The 18,377-nt window shown below is 70.7% G+C and carries 11 protein-coding genes and 3 pseudogenes; 8 read left to right on the top strand and 6 right to left on the bottom strand.

What is annotated here, in order from left to right; genetic code table 11:
- Positions 1–227, bottom strand: a pseudogene (locus H8R17_RS45840) (hypothetical protein); the annotation flags it as partial.
- A gap of 83 nt (positions 228–310) precedes the next feature.
- On the opposite strand from H8R17_RS45840, the gene H8R17_RS47455 reads away from it, so the two are divergent.
- The gene (locus H8R17_RS47455) at positions 311–1,561 is read left to right on the top strand and encodes a glycerophosphodiester phosphodiesterase family protein (RefSeq protein ID WP_262505540.1); all 1,251 of its coding nucleotides are present in this window, start codon (positions 311–313) and stop codon (positions 1,559–1,561) included.
- Between the two features lie 152 nt (positions 1,562–1,713).
- A complete protein-coding gene (gene dnaK, locus H8R17_RS27195) occupies positions 1,714–3,612 on the top strand; it encodes a molecular chaperone DnaK (RefSeq protein ID WP_187825847.1) in 1,899 nt (632 codons plus the stop codon).
- A 43-nt stretch (positions 3,613–3,655) separates the two neighbouring features.
- Here dnaK and H8R17_RS27190 read toward each other — a convergent pair whose 3' ends face one another.
- Positions 3,656–4,138: a nitrate reductase molybdenum cofactor assembly chaperone gene (locus H8R17_RS27190; protein ID WP_187825846.1), complete on the bottom strand. Its 483-nt coding sequence runs from the start codon at positions 4,136–4,138 to the stop codon at positions 3,656–3,658.
- 104 nt (positions 4,139–4,242) lie between these two features.
- Entirely contained in the window at positions 4,243–5,106 is an 864-nt protein-coding gene (locus tag H8R17_RS27185; RefSeq protein WP_187825845.1) for a Scr1 family TA system antitoxin-like transcriptional regulator, read from the bottom strand.
- 226 nt (positions 5,107–5,332) lie between these two features.
- Here H8R17_RS27185 and H8R17_RS27180 point away from each other — a divergent pair.
- Positions 5,333–5,741, top strand: a pseudogene (locus H8R17_RS27180) (hypothetical protein).
- On the opposite strand, the pseudogene H8R17_RS47450 reads toward H8R17_RS27180, so the two are convergent.
- Positions 5,704–5,826 (bottom strand): annotated as a pseudogene (locus tag H8R17_RS47450) (transcriptional regulator); the annotation flags it as partial. The pseudogenes H8R17_RS27180 and H8R17_RS47450 overlap by 38 nt on opposite strands.
- A gap of 123 nt (positions 5,827–5,949) precedes the next feature.
- On the opposite strand from H8R17_RS47450, the gene H8R17_RS27175 reads away from it, so the two are divergent.
- The 3 genes from H8R17_RS27175 (at position 5,950) to H8R17_RS27165 (ending at position 9,200) form a co-directional block, all read left to right on the top strand.
- Complete coding sequence (locus H8R17_RS27175; RefSeq protein ID WP_187825844.1) at positions 5,950–6,255, top strand: 4a-hydroxytetrahydrobiopterin dehydratase; 306 nt, start codon at positions 5,950–5,952, stop codon at positions 6,253–6,255.
- A 4-nt stretch (positions 6,256–6,259) separates the two neighbouring features.
- Positions 6,260–7,009: a class I SAM-dependent methyltransferase gene (locus H8R17_RS27170; RefSeq protein ID WP_187825843.1), complete on the top strand. Its 750-nt coding sequence runs from the start codon at positions 6,260–6,262 to the stop codon at positions 7,007–7,009.
- Positions 7,010–7,325: 316 nt separating this feature from the next.
- Positions 7,326–9,200: a rhamnogalacturonan lyase gene (locus tag H8R17_RS27165; RefSeq protein WP_187825842.1), complete on the top strand. Its 1,875-nt coding sequence runs from the start codon at positions 7,326–7,328 to the stop codon at positions 9,198–9,200.
- A 72-nt stretch (positions 9,201–9,272) separates the two neighbouring features.
- Here H8R17_RS27165 and H8R17_RS27160 read toward each other — a convergent pair whose 3' ends face one another.
- Both H8R17_RS27160 and H8R17_RS27155 read right to left on the bottom strand, forming a co-directional pair.
- Positions 9,273–11,921, bottom strand: a complete 2,649-nt coding sequence (locus tag H8R17_RS27160) for a cellulose binding domain-containing protein (protein ID WP_187825841.1) — start codon at positions 11,919–11,921, stop codon at positions 9,273–9,275.
- A 274-nt stretch (positions 11,922–12,195) separates the two neighbouring features.
- On the bottom strand, positions 12,196–15,111 hold the full coding sequence (locus H8R17_RS27155; protein WP_187825840.1) for a glycoside hydrolase family 48 protein: 2,916 nt from the start codon (positions 15,109–15,111) through the stop codon (positions 12,196–12,198).
- A 400-nt stretch (positions 15,112–15,511) separates the two neighbouring features.
- Between H8R17_RS27155 and H8R17_RS27150 the strand changes: the two genes are divergently transcribed.
- On the top strand, positions 15,512–17,230 hold the full coding sequence (locus H8R17_RS27150) for a glycoside hydrolase family 6 protein (protein WP_187825839.1): 1,719 nt from the start codon (positions 15,512–15,514) through the stop codon (positions 17,228–17,230).
- 245 nt (positions 17,231–17,475) lie between these two features.
- On the top strand, positions 17,476–18,342 hold the full coding sequence (locus H8R17_RS27145; protein ID WP_187825850.1) for a trans-aconitate 2-methyltransferase: 867 nt from the start codon (positions 17,476–17,478) through the stop codon (positions 18,340–18,342).
- Positions 18,343–18,377: the final 35 nt, after the last annotated feature.

Genomic DNA, 18,377 nt, shown 5'->3' with positions numbered 1-18,377 from the left:
GCGCGCAGGCCGTCCCGTGGGGGCGGCCTGCGCGCCGGCGGTTCACGGACCGGGGGCAGCGCGCCACGCGGCGCATCGAACGGTCGCCGTTCGACGTATCGAGCGGTCCCCGCGCGGGGTATCAAGACGACGCCCTTCGCCCCAGTGCCGGAAAGGTTCGTGATGTTGCCGGGAACGTCCAGCAGCGCGGCGGTGCTCGACTCCGCCACCCGCGTCAAGACCCGCATCCTGCTGCTGTGCAGCCTGGCCGGCCGGGTGCGTACCGACGGCGGCTATCGAGGCCTACGTCGACAGCCTGCTGATCCCCGAGATGGTCATCGAGGGCTTCCAGTCCTCGCTGCGCGACACCCTCGGCATCCGCGACAGCCTCGACAACTCGGCCCGCATGGTCGAGCGCCTGACCTCCGTCATCAACGCCCGCTCCGCCACCCTGGACGCCGAACTCGCCGAGCGCGACGACCGCCGCGACCGCACCGTCTCCGGCCTGGTCGCCGCCGCCACGCTGATCGCGTTGCCGCCGACGCTGCTGCTGGCGTTCTTCGGCGCCCAACGCCACCAACGTGGACGAGTACCGCTCCATCCTCGACCTGCGCGCCTACGGCGTGGCGTACGCTCTGGCCTGGCTTCCCTTCGTCGTCCTGGTCGCGATCGGATACGTGCTGCTCAAGCGGGTCAGCACCCGCTCCGGTTCGCTGCTGTCGCCATCCCACGGCGGCGGCGCCGACCCCGTACCCGTACCCGCGCCGCGCCCTTCCTCCGGGAGCTGACCGACATGACGCCACGACCCGCCGTCTCCGCCCACCGGGGTGGATCCGAAGCAGCAGGGCCCGCCACCTGGGAGGCGTACGAGGACGCCCTGCTGTCCGGCGCGGAGTACGTGGAGTTCGACATCCGCCGCACCGCCGACGGCGTCTACGTCGTCTACCACGACCCGCGGGTGCGGCACACCGGCCCACTGCTGTCCGCCCTCACGCACGCCGAGCTGAGCGAGCGGGCCGGATACCCGGTCCCCGTCGTCGACGACGTCATGTCCTTGATCGCCGGGAAGCTCGTCGGGCACCTGGATCTGAAGGAGGAGGGCTACGAGCGCGACCTGATCGACCGGGCGATCGCCCTGCTCGGCACGGACGGCTTCGTCGCCACGACCCTGGAGGACCGTTCCGTCGCCGCCATCGCCGAGCACTTCCCGCAAGTGCGCACCGCCCTGTCCCTGGGCCGCAGCCGCAGTGAGATGGGGCTGGCCCGGCTGCCGGGGACCCGGCTGAGCGAGCTGTTCCCCATGCGCCGGGTGCGGGCCTGCGGGGCGCACGGAGTCGCCGTGCACCAGCGGCTCGCCCGCACCAACGTGCTGCGCGAGGCCGCCCGGCACGGTCTGTACACCATGGTGTGGACGGTCAACGACGACGCCCTCATGCGCGCCTTCCTCACCGACGAACGCGTGGACGTGCTGATCACCGACCGGCCCCGGCGCGCCCTGACCCTGCGCGACACGGCGCCGGAGACCGCTCGCCCCGGCCTCGCCACCACGGAGCCGTTGCCGGAGACCCCGTCGGCCGACTGACCGCGCCCCGCGCGCCCGCTCTTTTGTCTCTCATGTTTGTCGCTCATGGACGTTTGTCTGTCATTGACAGGAACCCGCTCAAGGCATTGACAACAGGCCACTCAAGTTTTGTGCTGGAGTTCGGAGAGGTGCCCTGGCGGAAGGGGACAGCGATGGGACGTGCGGTCGGGATCGACCTCGGGACCACGAACTCGGTGGTGGCCGTGCTGGAGGGCGGTGAACCCACCGTCATCGCCAACGCGGAGGGGGCCAGGACCACGCCGTCGGTTGTGGCCTTCGCCAAGAACGGCGAGGTGCTGGTGGGCGAGGTCGCCAAACGTCAGGCCGTGACGAACGTGGAGCGCACCGCGCGCTCGGTGAAGCGGCACATGGGAGACGCGGGCTGGCGCTTCCCGGATCAGGGCGACATCGACGGCACCCGCTACCGGGCGCAGGAGCTGTCCGCGCGCGTGCTGCAGAAGCTGAAGCGGGACGCGGAGGCCTACCTCGGCGAGGACGTCACGGACGCCGTGATCACGGTCCCCGCCTACTTCGACGACGCGCAGCGGCAGGCCACCAAGGAGGCCGGGGAGATCGCCGGCCTGAAGGTGCTGCGGATCATCAACGAGCCGACGGCGGCGGCGCTGGCGTACGGCCTGGACAAGGAGAACGACCAGACGGTCCTGGTCTTCGACCTCGGCGGCGGCACCTTCGACGTGTCGTTGCTGGAGATGGGCGAGGGCGTCATCGAGGTCAAGGCCACCAACGGCGACACACACCTCGGCGGCGACGACTGGGACCAGCGGGTCGTCGAACACCTGGTCAAGCGGTTCAAGGGCCAGTACGGCATTGATCTGGCGGGCGACAAGATGGCCGTGCAGCGGCTGCGCGAGGGTGCCGAGAAGGCCAAGATGGAGCTGTCCAGCTCCTCGGAGACGACGATCAATCTGCCCTACATCACGGCCTCCGCCGAAGGGCCCCTGCACCTCGACGAGAAGCTGACCCGCGCCCAGTTCCAGGAGCTCACCGCCGACCTCCTCGACCGCTGCACGACCCCCTTCCACCAGGCCGTCAAGGACGCCGGCATCAAGCTCGCCGCGGTCGATCACGTGATCCTCGTCGGCGGCTCGACCCGCATGCCCGCGGTCACCGACCTGGTCAAGGACCTCACCGGCAAGGACCCGCACAAGGGCGTCAACCCGGACGAGGTGGTGGCCGTGGGCGCCGCGCTCCAGGCGGGCGTCATCCGCGGCGACGTCAAGGACGTCCTGCTGCTCGACGTCACCCCGCTGTCCCTGGGCATCGAGACCAAGGGTGGCATCATGACCAAGCTGATCGAGCGCAACACCACGATCCCGACCCGGCGTTCGGAGATCTTCTCGACGGCCACCGACAACCAGCCCTCCGTCGGCATCCAGGTCTACCAGGGCGAACGCGAGATCGCCGCCTACAACAAGAAGCTCGGCGTCTTCGACCTCACCGGCCTGCCGCCCGCCCCGCGCGGCGTCCCGCAGATCGAGGTGGCCTTCGACATCGACGCCAACGGAATCATGCACGTCTCCGCGAAGGACCTGGCCACCGGGCGCGAGCAGAAGATGACCGTGACCGGCGGCTCGGCGCTGCCCAAGGACGAGATCGACCGCATGATGCGGGATGCCGAGCAGTACGCCGACGAGGACCGTCAGCGGCGCGAGGCGGCCGAGACCCGCAACCAGGCCGAGCAACTCGTCTACCAGACCGAGAGGTTCCTCCGGGACAACGAGGAGCGCGTCCCCGCCGACACGAAGTCCGAGGTCGAGTCGGCCGTCGCCGAGCTGAAGTCCCAGCTGGAGCAGCAGGCCGACACCGCCGCCCTGCGCACGGGCGTCGAGAAACTCGCCTCGGTCAGCCAGCGCATGGGCCAGGCCATGTACGAACAGGCCCAGCAGACCCCCACCGAGGGCACCGGGCCACAGGAACAGCACACCCCGCCACAGGAAGAGGAGGGCGTGGTCGACGCGGAGATCGTGGACGACGAGAAGGACGCCAAGGACGCCAAGGACTCCAAGGACTCCAGGGGCGGCGCCGCGTAGCGCCCCCACCACGAGAACTACGCGCGTCCACGGGGCGATCGGCTCACGGCGGTGTCTCTCCGGGGTCGGTGTGTGCGGCCGGCAGCGTGGCGCATACGGCGTCCAGGACCGTTGCGTACGGTGTGCCGTAGTCGGTGAGCCGGGTGCGGAGCTGCTTCAGGGGCTCGCGGTGCTCGGTGAGCAGGGCGGTCTCGCCGGTGCGGGACGTGAACTCCAGCACCGCGGGCAGGAAGTCGGGCCGCTCGCCGTCGGTGAACGCGAGGCCGTGCGCGCGGTACAGGTCCTCGAAGGAACTCAGTGATCTGCCGCCCCACCGGCACAGGTACAGACTGTGCCGGTCCCCGGACTCGAAGACCCGCACGTAGTGGGCGGCGAGTTCGCGCGGCGGGGTGACGGCCGCGTGGTCGGTGAACTCCCGCAACTGCGGGGCGGCTTCCCGCAGCAGCGGCAGCCGGGCGCGCAAGTCCTCACCGGGGTACGTCAGGCACAGCGCGGCCGCCTGGTACAGCACCTCGAAAACGGGCATCAGGCCTCCTTTGCTCGCCCCGTCCCTCGACGCTAGGGGCGAGCGCGGAAGCGCACCTTCCGGCGGCGCCCGTACGGGTCAGGGCCCTCGCCGGCCGGTACGGCTCAAAAGCCGTCGCGGCACTCCAGCAGCAGCTCCTGGGTGCGCTGCACGGAGGCGGCGCGGGCCGTCATGTGGTCCAGGACCTCCAGGTGCGCGGAGACCTCCCTGCGCGAGTCCAGGTACAGGGCGCCGCTCAGGTACTCCGTGAAGACCATGTCGGGCAGCTCGGGCTCGGCGAAGCGGAACAGCGTGAACGGCGCGTACGTCCCCGGATGCGGACCGTCCGCGAACTCGGCGACCTGGAGAGTGACGCGGTCGCGCGCGGCGTACTCCAGGAGCTTGTCCATCTGGTCGCGCATGACCTTGCCGCCGATGCTCACCGGGCGCCGCAGCACCGTCTCGTCCATCACCACCCACAGGTGGGGCGGGTCGTCCCGGTCCAGCAGGCGCTGCCGCTCCATGCGCAGCGACACGTGCCGCTCCACCGACTGCGACCCCGTCTGCCCGACGGTCCCGGCCTCCAGCACGGCACGCGCGTACTCCTCGGTCTGCAGCAGCCCCGGCACGAAGTGGGGCTCGTAGGAGCGGACGATCCGGGCGGCGCCCTCCAGGCTCACGTACAGGCTGAACCAGTCCGGCAGCACGTCGTGGTACCGCTGCCACCAGCCCGGCCGGTTCGCCTCCTCGGCGAGGTCGACGAACGCCGTCACCTCGTCCTCGGCCACTCCGTACGCGGTCAGCAGGATCTGCACGTACGGGATCTTCAGCGCGACGTCGGCCGTCTCCATGCGCCGCACGGTCGCGGGCGCCACCCGCAGGACCCGCGCGGCCTCCTCGCGGGACAGGCCGACCGCCTCCCGCAACTCCTGCAGCCGCTTTCCCAGCACCACCTGGCCCACGGTGGGCGCGGCCCGCCGCTCACTCACGCCACGCCTCCCCAACGCGCCTAAGCCTGCGTGCAGTCTGTCATGTTCCGGCGGCAGTCTCACGGTGTCGGAGGGGAGGAGCTCGCCCCGGGGGGCTTACGTCCGGGGTAATCGACCGGTCAGGCCGTGGGCGCGATCGTGGACGTACCGGGGTCCGGGCCGGCGCACTCCGGCCCGGACCCCGGGCAGCACGCCGCATCCCGATCCCGACGGAGGGTGATTCGTCATGTCCGCGACCCAGCTTGCCGCGCTCGCCCGCACCTCGGAGCCGCAGTCGAGGCTGCGCCGCTTCCTGGCCCTCGACGCGGTGGTGACCGGCGCCAACGCGCTCGCCTACCTCGCCGCCTCGGACCCGCTCGGCCGCCTCCTCGGAACCAGCCAGCGGCTGCTGCTGATCCTCGGCGCGTTCCTCGCCGTCTACGCGGCGCGGTCGGTGGCTGGCCTCGCGGCGCCGCCCGCCGGCGCTCGGCGTGCGGGCCGTCGTGGAGGCCAACCTCGCCTGGGCGGCGCTCAGTTGCCTCGCCCTCGCGCTGTGGCTCACGCCGACCGCCGCGGGCGCGGTGTGGACGGTGCTCCAGGGGCTGGCCGTGGCCGACTTCGCCGCGCTGAGTCCGCGCGCAGCGCCAGCTGGCTGACCCGCCGCTGCTCCCGCCAGGCCCGCAGCAGGGGACCCACGCCCTGACCGGCGGAGGCTGCGGCGGCGGAGGGGTGAGTGGTCATGGGACGACCGTAGCCGACCCGGGGTGCGTGCCGGGCAGGCGCACGCCCCTGACCAGGGCCCCGGGCCGCCTGCTGTGGCACGCTGAAAGGGGGAGACCCGGTACGAGCGAAGGAGTGCAGCCCATGCCCGTCGAACCGCTGGCCCAGAAGGAGATCGAGGAGCGGCTGGCCGAGCTGCGGGGCTGGTCACTGGACGGCGACCGCCTCACCCGCTCCTACCGGCTCGGCTCGCACGTCGCGGCGGCGGCGATGGTCGTGCACATCGCCCAGGTGCAGGACGAGCTCGACCACCACTCCGACCTCACCCTCGGCTACAACACCGTGTCGCTGTCCGTGAACACGCACAGCGTCGGCGGCGCCGTCACCGCACTCGACGTCGAGCTCGCGCAGCGCGTCGAGGCCCTGGCGCCCGCGCACGGAGCGAGCTGAGCCGGTGCTGGACTACGACAAGGAGGCCGCGGCGTACGACGCCCTGCGCGGCGGCGAGCCCCGGGCCGCGGCCGCCGCCGAGTCCGTCCTCGGTCTCGTCCCGCACGGCGCCCGCAGCCTGCTCGACGTCGCCTGCGGCACCGGCATCGTGACGCGGCGGCTCGCGGCCGGGCGCGAGGGCCTGCGGGTGACCGGCGTCGACCGCTCCGCGGGCATGGCCCGCCAGGCGGCCGTACGCCTGCCCGGCGCGGTCGTCCTCGCCGACAGCCGCCGGCTGCCGTTGCGGGACAGCCAGTTCGACGCGGTGACCAGCGTCTGGCTGCTGCACCTGTCGCGCAGCGCCGAGGACGCGCGAACCCTCGTCGCCGAGTGCGCCCGCGTGCTGCGCCCGGGTGGGGTCTACGTCACCACCGTCGACAAGGGCCCCTCCCACAATGTGGGAAGTGACATCGATGCCATCCTCGCCACCCGCCCGCCGAGCCCCGTCCGGGACGCCTCCGCGGTCGTCGAGGCCTACGCCCGCGCCCACGGCCTGCTACCCGCCGGCCAGACCCGCTTCCGCGGCCACGGCCAGGGCCGCAGCCCCCGCCGCACGATCGCCGACCTCAGACGCGGCTGGTTCATGACGATCCCCGCCCGCGGCCCTCAGGCGGACCACTACACCGACCGCCTGGCCGAACTCCCCGACCAGGACCGCCCGCGCCCCGACCCCGTGTTCACACTCAGGGCGTTCAGAAAGCCGACGGGTACCTAACAAAGCCCTACTAGTGCCCCCGGCAGGCAACGTTCGCCCCGTCGCGACGCCCGGCACGCCCTCTCGCCGCACCGGCCGAAAGCCCAAGTACGTCCAGTACGAGGGCTTCCGGCCGGCACGCCGAGAGCACGCACCGGACGCCGCTCCTTGACGGGCAAACGTTGCCTGCCGGGGCATTAGGAGCGCCGGTGGGCACATCGCCGTTCAGGCCGATCGGGGGCCTGGGGCGGAGCCCCCAGAGACGGCAACCGTGCACGCCGTCCGCGGCAACTGAGGGGATGGAACCCCCGTCCGTCCTCCCAGGAGGTACGTCTCCGTGAAGCACCCGCACAGGCACCGCAGACGCCGGGGCGTCATCCTCACCTCCCTGCTCGCGACAGCGACCCTGACCGGCGCCGGCCTGACAACCCTCGGCACCGACACCGCCGACGCGGCCACCGCCCGCCAGGTCGAGGGCCTCGACCGCGGCGTCGTCAGCGTGCACACCGGCAGCGGCAACCTGATCAGCTGGCGCTGGCTCGGCACCGACCCGGACAACGTCTCCTTCAACGTCTACCGGGCCGGCACGAAGGTCAACTCCGGCCCGATCACCGGATCCACCAACTACTTCCACGCCGGCGCCCCCAACTCCGCCGACTACACGGTCCGGGCCGTCGTCAACGGCACCGAGCAGGGCGACTCGGTCCACGCGATCCAGTTCCGCAGCGGCTACAAGGACGTCCCCCTCCGCCCACCCGCCGGCGGCACCGCCCCGGGCAACTCCCCGTACACCTACGAGGCCAACGACGCCTCCGTCGCCGACCTCGACGGCGACGGCGCCCTCGACATCGTCCTGAAGTGGCAGCCCACCAACGCCAAGGACAACGCCCACGAGGGCTACACCGGCAACACGATCATCGACGGCATCAAACTCGACGGCACCCGCCTGTGGCGCATCGACCTGGGCCGCAACATCCGCTCCGGCGCGCACTACACGCAGTTCCAGGCGTACGACTACGACGGCGACGGCAAGGCCGAGGTCGCCATGAAGACCGCCGACGGCACCCGGGACGGCACCGGCGTCGTGATCGGCAGCGCGTCCGCCGACCACCGCAACTCCGACGGCCGGGTCCTGACCGGTCCGGAGTTCCTGACCATGTTCAACGGGCAGACCGGCAAGGCGATGCAGACCGTCGACTACGTCCCGGCGCGCGGCAACCTCGCGCGCTGGGGCGACAACTACGGCAACCGCGCCGACCGCTTCCTCGCCGGCACCGCCTATCTGGACGGCTCCCGTCCGTCGCTGATCATGGCGCGCGGCTATTACACGCGCTCGGTGATCGCCGCCTGGGACTGGCGAGGCGGCCAGTTCACCCGCCGCTGGACCTTCGACACCAACTCCTCCACCAACAGGGGCAAGGGCTTCGACGGCCAGGGCTCGCACAGCCTGTCCGTCGGCGACGTCGACAACGACGGCAAGGACGAGATCGTCTACGGTGCGATGGCCGTCGACGACAACGGCGGGGGCCTGTGGACCACGAAGACCGGGCACGGCGACGCGCAGCACCTGGGCGACCTCGACCCGTCGACCTCCGGCCTTGAGTACTACAAAGTCTCCGAGTCCAGGAGCCAGCCCGCCGCGCTGTACATCAACCCGGCGAACGGCGCCGTCCGCTGGAAGCTGGGCGCGTGCTGCGACAACGGCCGCGGTGTCGCCGGCGACATCCACGCGGGCAACGCCGGCCCCGAGATGTGGTCCGCGTCGGACACCTCCGTCCGCGACCGCTCCGGCGCCACGAAGGGCCGCGAGCCGTCGTCGGCGAACTTCCTGGCCTGGTGGGACGGCGACACCACCCGCGAGCTCCTCGACGGCACCCGCATCGACAAGTACGACACCTCGGGCGACACCCGCCTGCTGACCGGCTCCGGCGTCTCCTCCAACAACGGCACGAAGTCCACGCCCGTCCTGTCCGGCGACATCCTCGGCGACTGGCGCGAGGAGGTCATCTGGCGCACCAGCGACAACCGGGCGCTCAGGATCTACTCGACGCCGCACGAGACGAAGACGAGGATCACCACGCTCCTCCACGACCCCATGTACCGCACGGCCCTGGCCTGGCAGAACACCGCCTACAACCAGCCGCCGCACACCAGCTTCTTCATCGGCGACGGCATGTCGGCGGCCCCCAGGCCGACGGTCCGCACGCCCTGACCCGGTGACACCGGCGAGGTGAGGTAGCGCCCGGAGGGCGTGTGCCGGAACCCGGCACACGCCCTCCGGGTGTCAGGCGACCGTGCAGGACTGGTCACCCAGACGGAAGGCGGTCGGCCTCGCGCTCGTGCCCGGCCCGCTCCCGGTGAAGCCGAAGGTCACGGACGAACCGGCCGCCACGGTGCCGTTCCAGCCGACGTTCTTCGCGGTCACCGACGCACCCGACTGGGTGTGCTCGGCGTTCCACATCTGCGAGATCTTCTGACCGTCGGGGAAGGACCAGGAAAGGCTCCAGCCGTTCCACGCGCCCGCTCCCGAGTTGGTCAGCCGCACCTCCGTCTGGAAGCCGCCCGACCACTGGTTGGTCACCTTGTACGTCACCGCACAGGCACCCGTGGGGTCCGGCGGGTCGGTGGGACCGGGGCCGCCGGTGCCGGTTGTGTCGCCGTAGATCACGCCGCGGCCGTTGGTCGAGACGTACACCCGCCCGTACACCCGCGGGTCGCCGGTGATGGCCGCGCCCGTCCAGCCCCACTGGTGGGCGTCGTCGTTGATGCGGGTCCAGGTCGCGCCCTTGTCCGTGGAGCGGAAGATGCCGCGTACGCCGCCGATCTTCGCGCTGGTGTAGAGCGTCTGGTACGAGGCACCGGCCGCCGCCTTGCCGAAGCCGATGGTGTCGGCCTGCTCGACGTTCGAGAGTTTCGTGAAGCCAGCTCCGCCGTCCGTCGAGTGCCACAGGCCGTACGCCCCGTCGCTCGCGCCGCCCGCCAGCCACACGTCGCCCTTGGCGCCGGGCAGCGCCTTGAAGCGGACGCTGTCGCCGCTCGGGAGGCCGGTGGCCGGGGACTCCTTGAACGTCGCGCCGCCGTCCGTACTGACGTAGAACTTCCCGGACTTGAAGCCGTAGAAGGTCTTGGGGGCGACCCGGTCGGACTCGACGATCGCGCCGGCCGGGATGCCGCTGGACGCCGACCAGGAGGTGCCGAACCCGGTCGCGTACTGCACCCCGGTGCCCTCGGGGCTCCACACGAACCGCCTGCCGTCGGCGGCCGCCGCGACCGTGCCGCCGCCGCTGACGCCCGAAGGGTCCGTGCCCGCGAACCAGTTGGCGCCGTTGTCCGTCGAGAACGCGATGTGCGGGCCCGAGTCGAGGTTGCCGACCCGGACGACCGTGTTGGGGTTCGTCTCGGCGAAGTCCAGGCTCGTCGTCGAGGTGAAGTTCGGCTGGGTGTACATGATCGGCGGGACCTTCGTCAGGTCCGTGTGCCGGAACCCGCCGATGTCACCGAGCGCGCTGAGCAGCGGGGCGCCCGACGGGGGAGAGGCGAGGTCGTTGACCGCGGTCTCCTCCAGCCCTTGCACCATCGGCTTGATGGTGAACTTGCTGCCGCTGTCCCAGTTCGTGAGGTTCTCGGTGCCGTAGATCGTTGCGCCCGTCCCGTACATCATGCGGTTGGAATCGAACGGGTCGATCTCCAGCGCTTCCGTCATCCAGCCCAGTTTCGGGGTCTGTTCGGGCGGTGACGGGTTCGCGCCCCAGGTCAGCCACGGCGAGGACGAGACGTCCATGGTGTAGCGGTTCTCGCGGTTGGGATACGAGGAGTAGTCCCACGCCTTCGTCCAGGTCGCTCCGCTGTCCGTGGAGCGGAAGAGCTGGGTGTCCGGCCACCAGGAACTGTATGCGGTAGCCATGACCGTGCCCGGCTTCTGCCGGTCCACCGTCAGTCCGCTGAAGCCGTAGTAGGTGTCGGCCTCCGCGACCGGGCTGACGTTCGTCCAGGTGCCGGTCGCGGTCGCGTACCGCCACAGCTGGCCCTTGCCGCCGTCGTACGGCCCGCCCTTGTCGCTGTATGCGATGTACAGGTAGCCGTTTTCCGTATCCAGGACGCCCTTGTGGGCGAGGTATCCGGTGGGCTGTCCCGCCAGCCGCTGCCACGTCGCTCCCGCGTCCGTCGAGCGGTACACCGCGTTGTCCTTGTCGGCGACTCCGACGTAGATCGTCCTGGTCGCGTTGCCGGACGTGCCCGTGGACTCGTCGAAGGTGACCCACACGATGCCCTGGTTGTCACTGGCGTACCCGGACGTGTCGCTCGGATCCTGCACGTAGTTGCCGACGTTCGGGAAGTTCGCCACCTGCGACCAGGTCACGCCCGAGTCGGTCGACCGCCACAGGCCCTTACCGCTGGGCGCGCCCAGGTACAGCACGCTGTTCTTGTTCGGGTCGACCGCGAGGCGTTCACCCATCCCGCGGCCGGGCATGTTGCCGCCCAGCTTGAACGGCAGGTCCGCCTTCCGCCAGCTCGCGCCCCGGTCGGAGGAGCGCATGATCGCGCCGTTCTTCGGGTCCCAGCTGTTGGTGTACGTGCCGACGGCCGCGTACACCTTGCCGGGGTCCACCGGGTCCGACGCCAGGCTCACCACCCCGGTGTGCCCCCAGTCGTCCCAGCCGACGTGGTCCAGCAGCGGCGTCCAGGTCTTCGTGGACTCCTGCCAGCGGTAGGCGCCGCCGATGTCGGTTCGGGCGTACGCCAGGTTCTTCTCGGTGCGGTTGAAGACGATGCCGGGCACGAAGCCGCCGCCGTCGATGCGGGCGTTCTTCCAGGTGTAGCTGTCGGCGGCGATCGCCACCTGCGCGCTGTCGGCGGCCAGCGCGGGCGGGGTGCCCGCGAGCAGGCCGGCCGCGAGCGCCAGCACGGCCGTGAGGATGCGGGTTCTTCGCACGGTGGGGGTCCTTCCGTGAGCCTGCGTGAACTTCCGTGAGGAGACGCGCCTTGCTTTGGGGAACGTGCGACGACCGGGCGGCCCCCTGTGCGGGTGGGGGCCGCCCGGCGCGGTACGCGGAGCCTTCAAGCGGTTCCGGGGAAACGCCGTGCACTGGAGCGCCCCTTCAGGGGCGCGGGACTGCATCGATGTGCGGCTCCGCCGCGCGGGCGCGACCAGCCACAACGAACCCGCAGTCGAACACGGCCCGACCCGCGGAGCGCTTGGCGGGGACTTATTCGAGAAGCTCCGCGTACGAGCCCATGGCCAGGGCTATGTCGGCCTGGGCCCAGAACCGGTGATACGTGAACGTGGGCACGGCCCCGCCCGCGAGATAGCTCTCGATCTTCGACCAGGCCGGGTCGTCCTCGTAGAAGGAGCGGATCGAGTCGAACGTGGACGACGAGTTGATCGCGTCGCCGCCCGGCATCGTGCCGGTCCAGCCGCTCGGGATGTAGATCGCGTCGTCGAACCGGTTGTAGTCGGCGCGGGTCTCCGGGACGGCGATGCCGAGCGCGTCCTGGTGGTTGGTCCACATGCCGTCCAGCAGCGCCTTCGCCGTGCTCGCCGCCTGCGTGTCACCGGAGCGGTCCGCGTAGTACGTCAGGGTCTTGGCGTACGCGGCCGCCACACCGACGTCGTTGGTGTAGTCGACGACGGAGACGTGCAGTGAGCTGTTGGCGCCCGGGTTGGCGGCGTTCCAGGTGTCGGGCTGGCCCGACCACCGGAGCGTCGACGGGATGCGGAAGGTGCCGTCCGGGTTGACCGTGGTCTCGGACAGCGCCCAGTCGACCCACTTGTCGAGGACCGTCTTGGCCTGCGCGTTGCCCGTCTGCTGGTAGTACTCGGCGACCCGCTCCATGGACCACGCCTGGAAGCCGAACCACTGGTTGGACGGCGGGTCGTGGTACACGGGCTTCTCGTCGTAGTACATGCCGTAGAACGTCGACTTGCCGGCCGGCGGGGTCGCGTAGCGGCCCTGCCAGCTGTTGGTCGCGCCGCCCGCGATCGCGCCCTCGTCGGACTGCAGCCAGCGGTAGAACTCCATCTGCCGCTGCAGCGACTTCGCCCAGTCCGCCTGCCCCGTCGACGACTTGGGCTTCAGCGGGGCGTGGTTGGCGAGCGCGTACGCCGCGAGCGGGTTCTGGTAGCCGCCGTGCGCGTGGCTGGAGCCGATGCGCCAGGCCCAGCCCGCCGAGGTGTCGGTGGCACCGCCCCAGGCGTAGTACCAGGACAGCAGGTAGTGCGAGGCGTCCTTGCCGGTGCCCGCCGGGCAGGACGAGGGGCCCACACAGTTGCCGACCTTCTTGAAGTACTTGTCGTACATGGCGTAGCGCAGGTAGTCGCCCATCTTCGCGGCCTTGTTCACGGTCGCGGAGACGTCACCGCCCTTGCCCTGCTCCTTCGCCCACAGGTCCGCCCAGTACGCCGCCTGCACGGCGCGCGCGTCGGCGTCGGGCGCGTTGGTGAACTTCCACTGCTTGGCGTAGGAGGCGTCGTCGGTGAACAGGTCCAGGTACCCGTTCTTGCCGCCGTACTTGAAGGCGTCACAGGTCGGCTGCGGCACCGTCTCCCACACCGACTCCTGCGCACCGCGCTGGAAGGTGTTGATGTACGACGGCCCGGTGTCCGCCGGACCCGCCTCGCACTTGCCGGGCGAGTTGCCGTAGCCGTAGGTGTTGTCCACGTCCTGCAGCCAGTGCATGCCGTAGACGTCGTCCGTGCCGTACGCGCTCTTCAGCTCACCCGCGATCGGGTCCGAGCCGACCGGGACCCCGCTGTCCAGCTTCGCCGGGTACTCGTTGGGGGTGTCCAGCTCGGGCGCGTAGGTGGCCGGCTTCGAGGCGTTGTAGAAGGAGTTCGTCGGCTGGTCGGCGTGGGTGGGGATCATGTACTTCTCCATGATCTCCCACGCGTTGTTGAACCTGGACCAGTCGCCGGACACCTTGCCGTACATGGCCTGCAGCCAGAGAAGGTAGCTGTAGGCCTCCGAGGTGGTCTCGTGACCGTGGTCCGGCGCCTCGACGATCAGCGTCTCGACCGAGTGGTAGGGGATGCCCTCGGGCGAGAAGTAGCCGTTCGCCGGGTTGGTGATCTTCCCGTAGAGCTCCAGGAAGCGCGCGTCGAACGCCTTCGTGGCCGCGAGCTGCGTCACGGTGACCGCGGACTTGGCATGGCCCGGTGCCGACGACTCGAAGGTGGCCGAGCCGGTGCCGGAGGAGGCGGCCGTGATGGTGACCTTCTGCGCCGTGTTCCAGTTCTGCGGGGTGAAGGTGAGCTTCGCGCCGCCGGTGACCGACAGGCCCGTGTTGCCGCTCGCGCGGGCCGTCGTGACGGTCACGTCGGCCGAGGGCTGCTTGGACAGCTTCACCTCGTACGTGCCCGTCTTGCCCGACTGGACGCCCAGTTGGACCGGCGAGGCGACCACGGTGGGACCCGCGGCGACCGTGATGCCGACCGGCGTGGAGTCCGCGGAGGCGCCCAGGCTGTCGTACGCCTTCGCCACCAGGGAATGATTGCCCACGGTCAAGCCGGAGCCCGAAAGCGAGTAGGGGGCGCTGGTGTCCGTGCCGAGCAGCCTCGTGTCGTCGTAGAACTCGACCTTGCTGATCGTGGCGTTGTCCGCGGCCGCGGCGGTGGCCGCGAGCGGCACCGTCTCGCCCTGGGTGTAGACCGCGCCCGCGGCGGGGCTGGTCAGCACGGTGATCGGCGGCTGGTGCGCGCCGTTACAGGGGGTGCCGTTGACGGCGAAGGACGTGGGGGCGGCGTTGGTGCCGCTGTAGGTGAACTGCGCACCGGTGGAGACGGCGGAGCCCGCGGCGATCCGCGCGTTGAACGAGGCGCTCTTGACCGTGACCGTCCGGCCGGACTGGGACCAGATGCCGTTCCAGCCGCCCGTCAGCTTCTGGTTGCCCGAGTAGGCGTACGTCAGGGTCCAGTCGTCGATGGGGTCCGTGCCGCGGTTGGTGAGGGTCAGGTCCGCGGTGAAGCCGGAGCCCCAGTCGTTGGTCTTGTAGTCGACGCTGCACTGAACCGCCGCGGCCCGCGCGGGAGTTCCCGTGGACAGCATCGTCAGCGGAAGCGCGAGAGCCGCGACGGCGGCGGTCCACAACCGCCGCACGGCTCTGCGTCTCCGGGGTGGGGGATGCATGGTGCTGGTCCCTCCTTGCGGCTCGGAGAAAGTCAAGGCCTGAACCAGTGGGAGCGCTCCCATAGTGGGGACGAGGCCGGAAGGGGTCAAGGTGCTTGAAGAGTCGAAAAGATTCGATGTGCCGTGTTGAGCGAAAGTCAGTGACTCCCCTGTTCTTTACCGTCACTTGGCGCTAGCGTCATTGACACCAGTGGGAGCGGTTCCATCAGTCGACGCGTCCGTACGACGGCGCGCGAACTGCAAGGAGTCGCTCATGCGCCACCCCCCGTGTTCAGGTCTTTTAGCCGCGCACGCCGCCCCCCTGTGCGCGTTGCGCTCCTTGCCGTACGGATCCACCGGGCCGCGCGTGTGTCCGCGCGCCCTCGACGGACAGTCCCCTACGGATAGGAAAACCGCACTCATGAGTCGCACGAGAACCGCGCTCTTCGCCGCCCTGGCGCTGGTCGCCGGGGCCTCCGGAACGGCGGTGGCCGCCTATCCGGCCGACGTCGGGCCGGCCGCGGTCCCCTGCACTGTGGACTACAAGGTGCAGAACCAGTGGAGTACCGGATTCACCGCCGCCGTCACCGTCACCAACCACTCCGCCGCCAAGAACGCCTGGTCGGTGAAGTGGTCGTACGCCGGAAACCAGAAGATCACCAACGGCTGGAACGCGAAGCTCGCCCAGAGCGGCAGCGCCGTGACCGCCTCCAACGAGACCTACAACGGCACGCTGTCCAGCGGCGGTTCGATCAGCTTCGGCTTCAACGCCACCTACAGCGGCAGCAACGCGATGCCCGCGACGTTCACCCTCGACGGCGTCACCTGCAACGTCGACGACGGCAGTGGCCCCGGCGGACCCACGGACCCGCCGGGCCCGGTCGGTCCGAAGGTGGACAACCCCTACTCGGGCGCCAAGGTGTACGTGAACCCGGAGTGGTCCGCGAAGGCCGCCGCCGAGCCGGGCGGCAGCCGGATCGCCAACCAGCCGACCGGTGTGTGGATGGACCGGATCGCCGCCATCAATGGCGCGAACGGCAATATGGGCCTGCGCGCCCACCTCGACGAGGCGCTGAAGCAGAAGGGCTCCGGAGAGCTCGTCTTCCAGGTCGTCATCTACAACCTGCCCGGCCGCGACTGCGCCGCGCTCGCCTCCAACGGCGAACTCGGCCCGACGGAGCTCGGCCGGTACAAGACGGAGTACGTCGACCCGATCGCCGCGATCCTCGCCGACCCGAAGTACGCCGACCTGCGGATCGTGACCACGGTCGAGATCGACTCGCTGCCCAACCTCGTGACCAACACCGGCAGCCGGCCCACGGCCACGCCCGAGTGCGACGTGATGAAGGCGAACGGCAACTACGTCAAGGGCGTCGGCTACGCCCTGAACAAGCTCGGCGACGTGCCGAACGTCTACAACTACGTCGACGCCGGCCACCACGGCTGGATCGGCTGGGACGACAACTTCGCCGCCAGCGCCACCGTGATGAAGGAGGCGGCCACCGCCGAGGGCGCGACCGTCAACGACGTGCACGGCTTCATCACCAACACGGCGAACTACAGCGCCCTGAAGGAGGACAACTTCAGCATCAACCAGTCGGTCGGCGGCAAGTCGGTGCGCGATTCCGCGTGGGTCGACTGGAACCGGTACGTCGACGAGCTGTCCTTCGCCCAGGCCTTCCGCCAGCAGCTGGTGTCGACCGGCTTCAACTCCGGCATCGGCATGCTGATCGACACCTCCCGCAACGGCTGGGGCGGCAGTGCCCGGCCCACCGGCCCGGGCCCGATGACGGACGTCGACGCGTACGTCGACGGCGGCCGCTACGACCGCCGCATCCACGTCGGCAACTGGTGCAACCAGTCCGGAGCCGGCCTCGGCGAGCGGCCGCAGGCCGGCCCGGCGGCCGGGATCGACGCCTACGTCTGGATGAAGCCGCCGGGGGAGTCCGACGGTTCCAGCAAGGAGATCCCGAACGACGAGGGCAAGGGCTTCGACCGGATGTGCGACCCGACCTACACGGGCAACCCGCGCAACGGCGACAACCTGTCCGGTGCCCTGCCGGACGCGCCGATCTCCGGACACTGGTTCTCCGCGCAGTTCCAGCAGCTGATGCAGAACGCGTTCCCGCCGCTGTCCTGAGCCACCGGTGACGGTCCGCCGGGGTTGGGGCCCCGGCGGACCGTACACCCCACAGCCGGACGGTCGCCGTCCGGCCGCAGTACGGCACCACGGGGCGCAGCGGCGGCTGCGCCCCGCCCCCGTCGTTCACCGGGTCGTCGACCGGCGGTCCAGCCGTGCGCTATTTGCCGCCTCCGCAACATCGGTTGCCGCACCGCAGTGCGTCGGCGCACGCTGGCGGCACACCGGACGAGAGGCTCATGACCATGGCGCACCCGCACAACCACCACACCGACATCGACTGGGCCGAGATGGCCGCGCACCTCGAAACCCAGGCGGAACTGTTCACGCCGCTGTACGAACGGGCCCTGGCCTGGCTCGGCAAGGAGGTGACCGAACCGGGCCTGATCGTCGACGCCGGCAGCGGACCCGGCGTCGTCTCCTGCCTGTTCGCCGAGACCTTCCCGGGCGCGCGGGTCGTCGCGGTGGACGGCTCCGAGCCGCTCCTGGAGCGGGCCACGGCCCGGGCGGCGCGCCTGGGCTGCGCCGACCGCTTCGGCACCCTGGCCGGCGAGCTGCCCGGCGTCCTCGACGACCTGGACTACCCGGCCGACCTGCTGTGGGCCAGCCGCAGCCTGCACCACCTGGGCGACCAGCGCGCGGCACTCGCCGCCTTCGCCGCCCGCCTGGCGCCCGGCGGCACACTGGCGCTGCTGGAGGGCGGTCTGCCCACACGGTTCCTGCCGCGTGACATCGGCATCGGGCGGCCCGGCCTGCAGGCGCGGATCGACGTGCTGGAGGAGGAGTGGTTCGCGCAGATGCGGGCCGACCTGTCGGACAGCGTCCCCGAGACCGAGGACTGGCCCGCGCTGCTGGCCGCCGTCGGCCTGAAGCACACCCGCACCCGCAGCTTCCTGCTCGACCTGCCCGCACCGGCCTCGGCCCGGGCCCGCGCCCATGTCGCCGGCTACCTGTCCCGCATCCGCGAAAACCGCGGCGAGCACTTGGATGCCGAGGACCGTGCCACCCTGGACCGCCTCCTGGACCCGGAGGATGCGGCGAGCGTGCACCGCAGGCCGGACGTCTTCATCCTGGCGGCCCACACCGTGCACACAGCGGTCCGGACGGCATGACCCCGCCCGGACCGCACCGGCGCCGGCCTCCCTGA

It is taken from the genome of Streptomyces sp. TRM68367, from assembly GCF_014495685.1.
In the GTDB taxonomy this organism is placed as follows: domain Bacteria; phylum Actinomycetota; class Actinomycetes; order Streptomycetales; family Streptomycetaceae; genus Streptomyces.
Note: the sequence above shows the minus strand (reverse complement) of the source record. Positions and strands in the feature narration are given on the sequence as shown.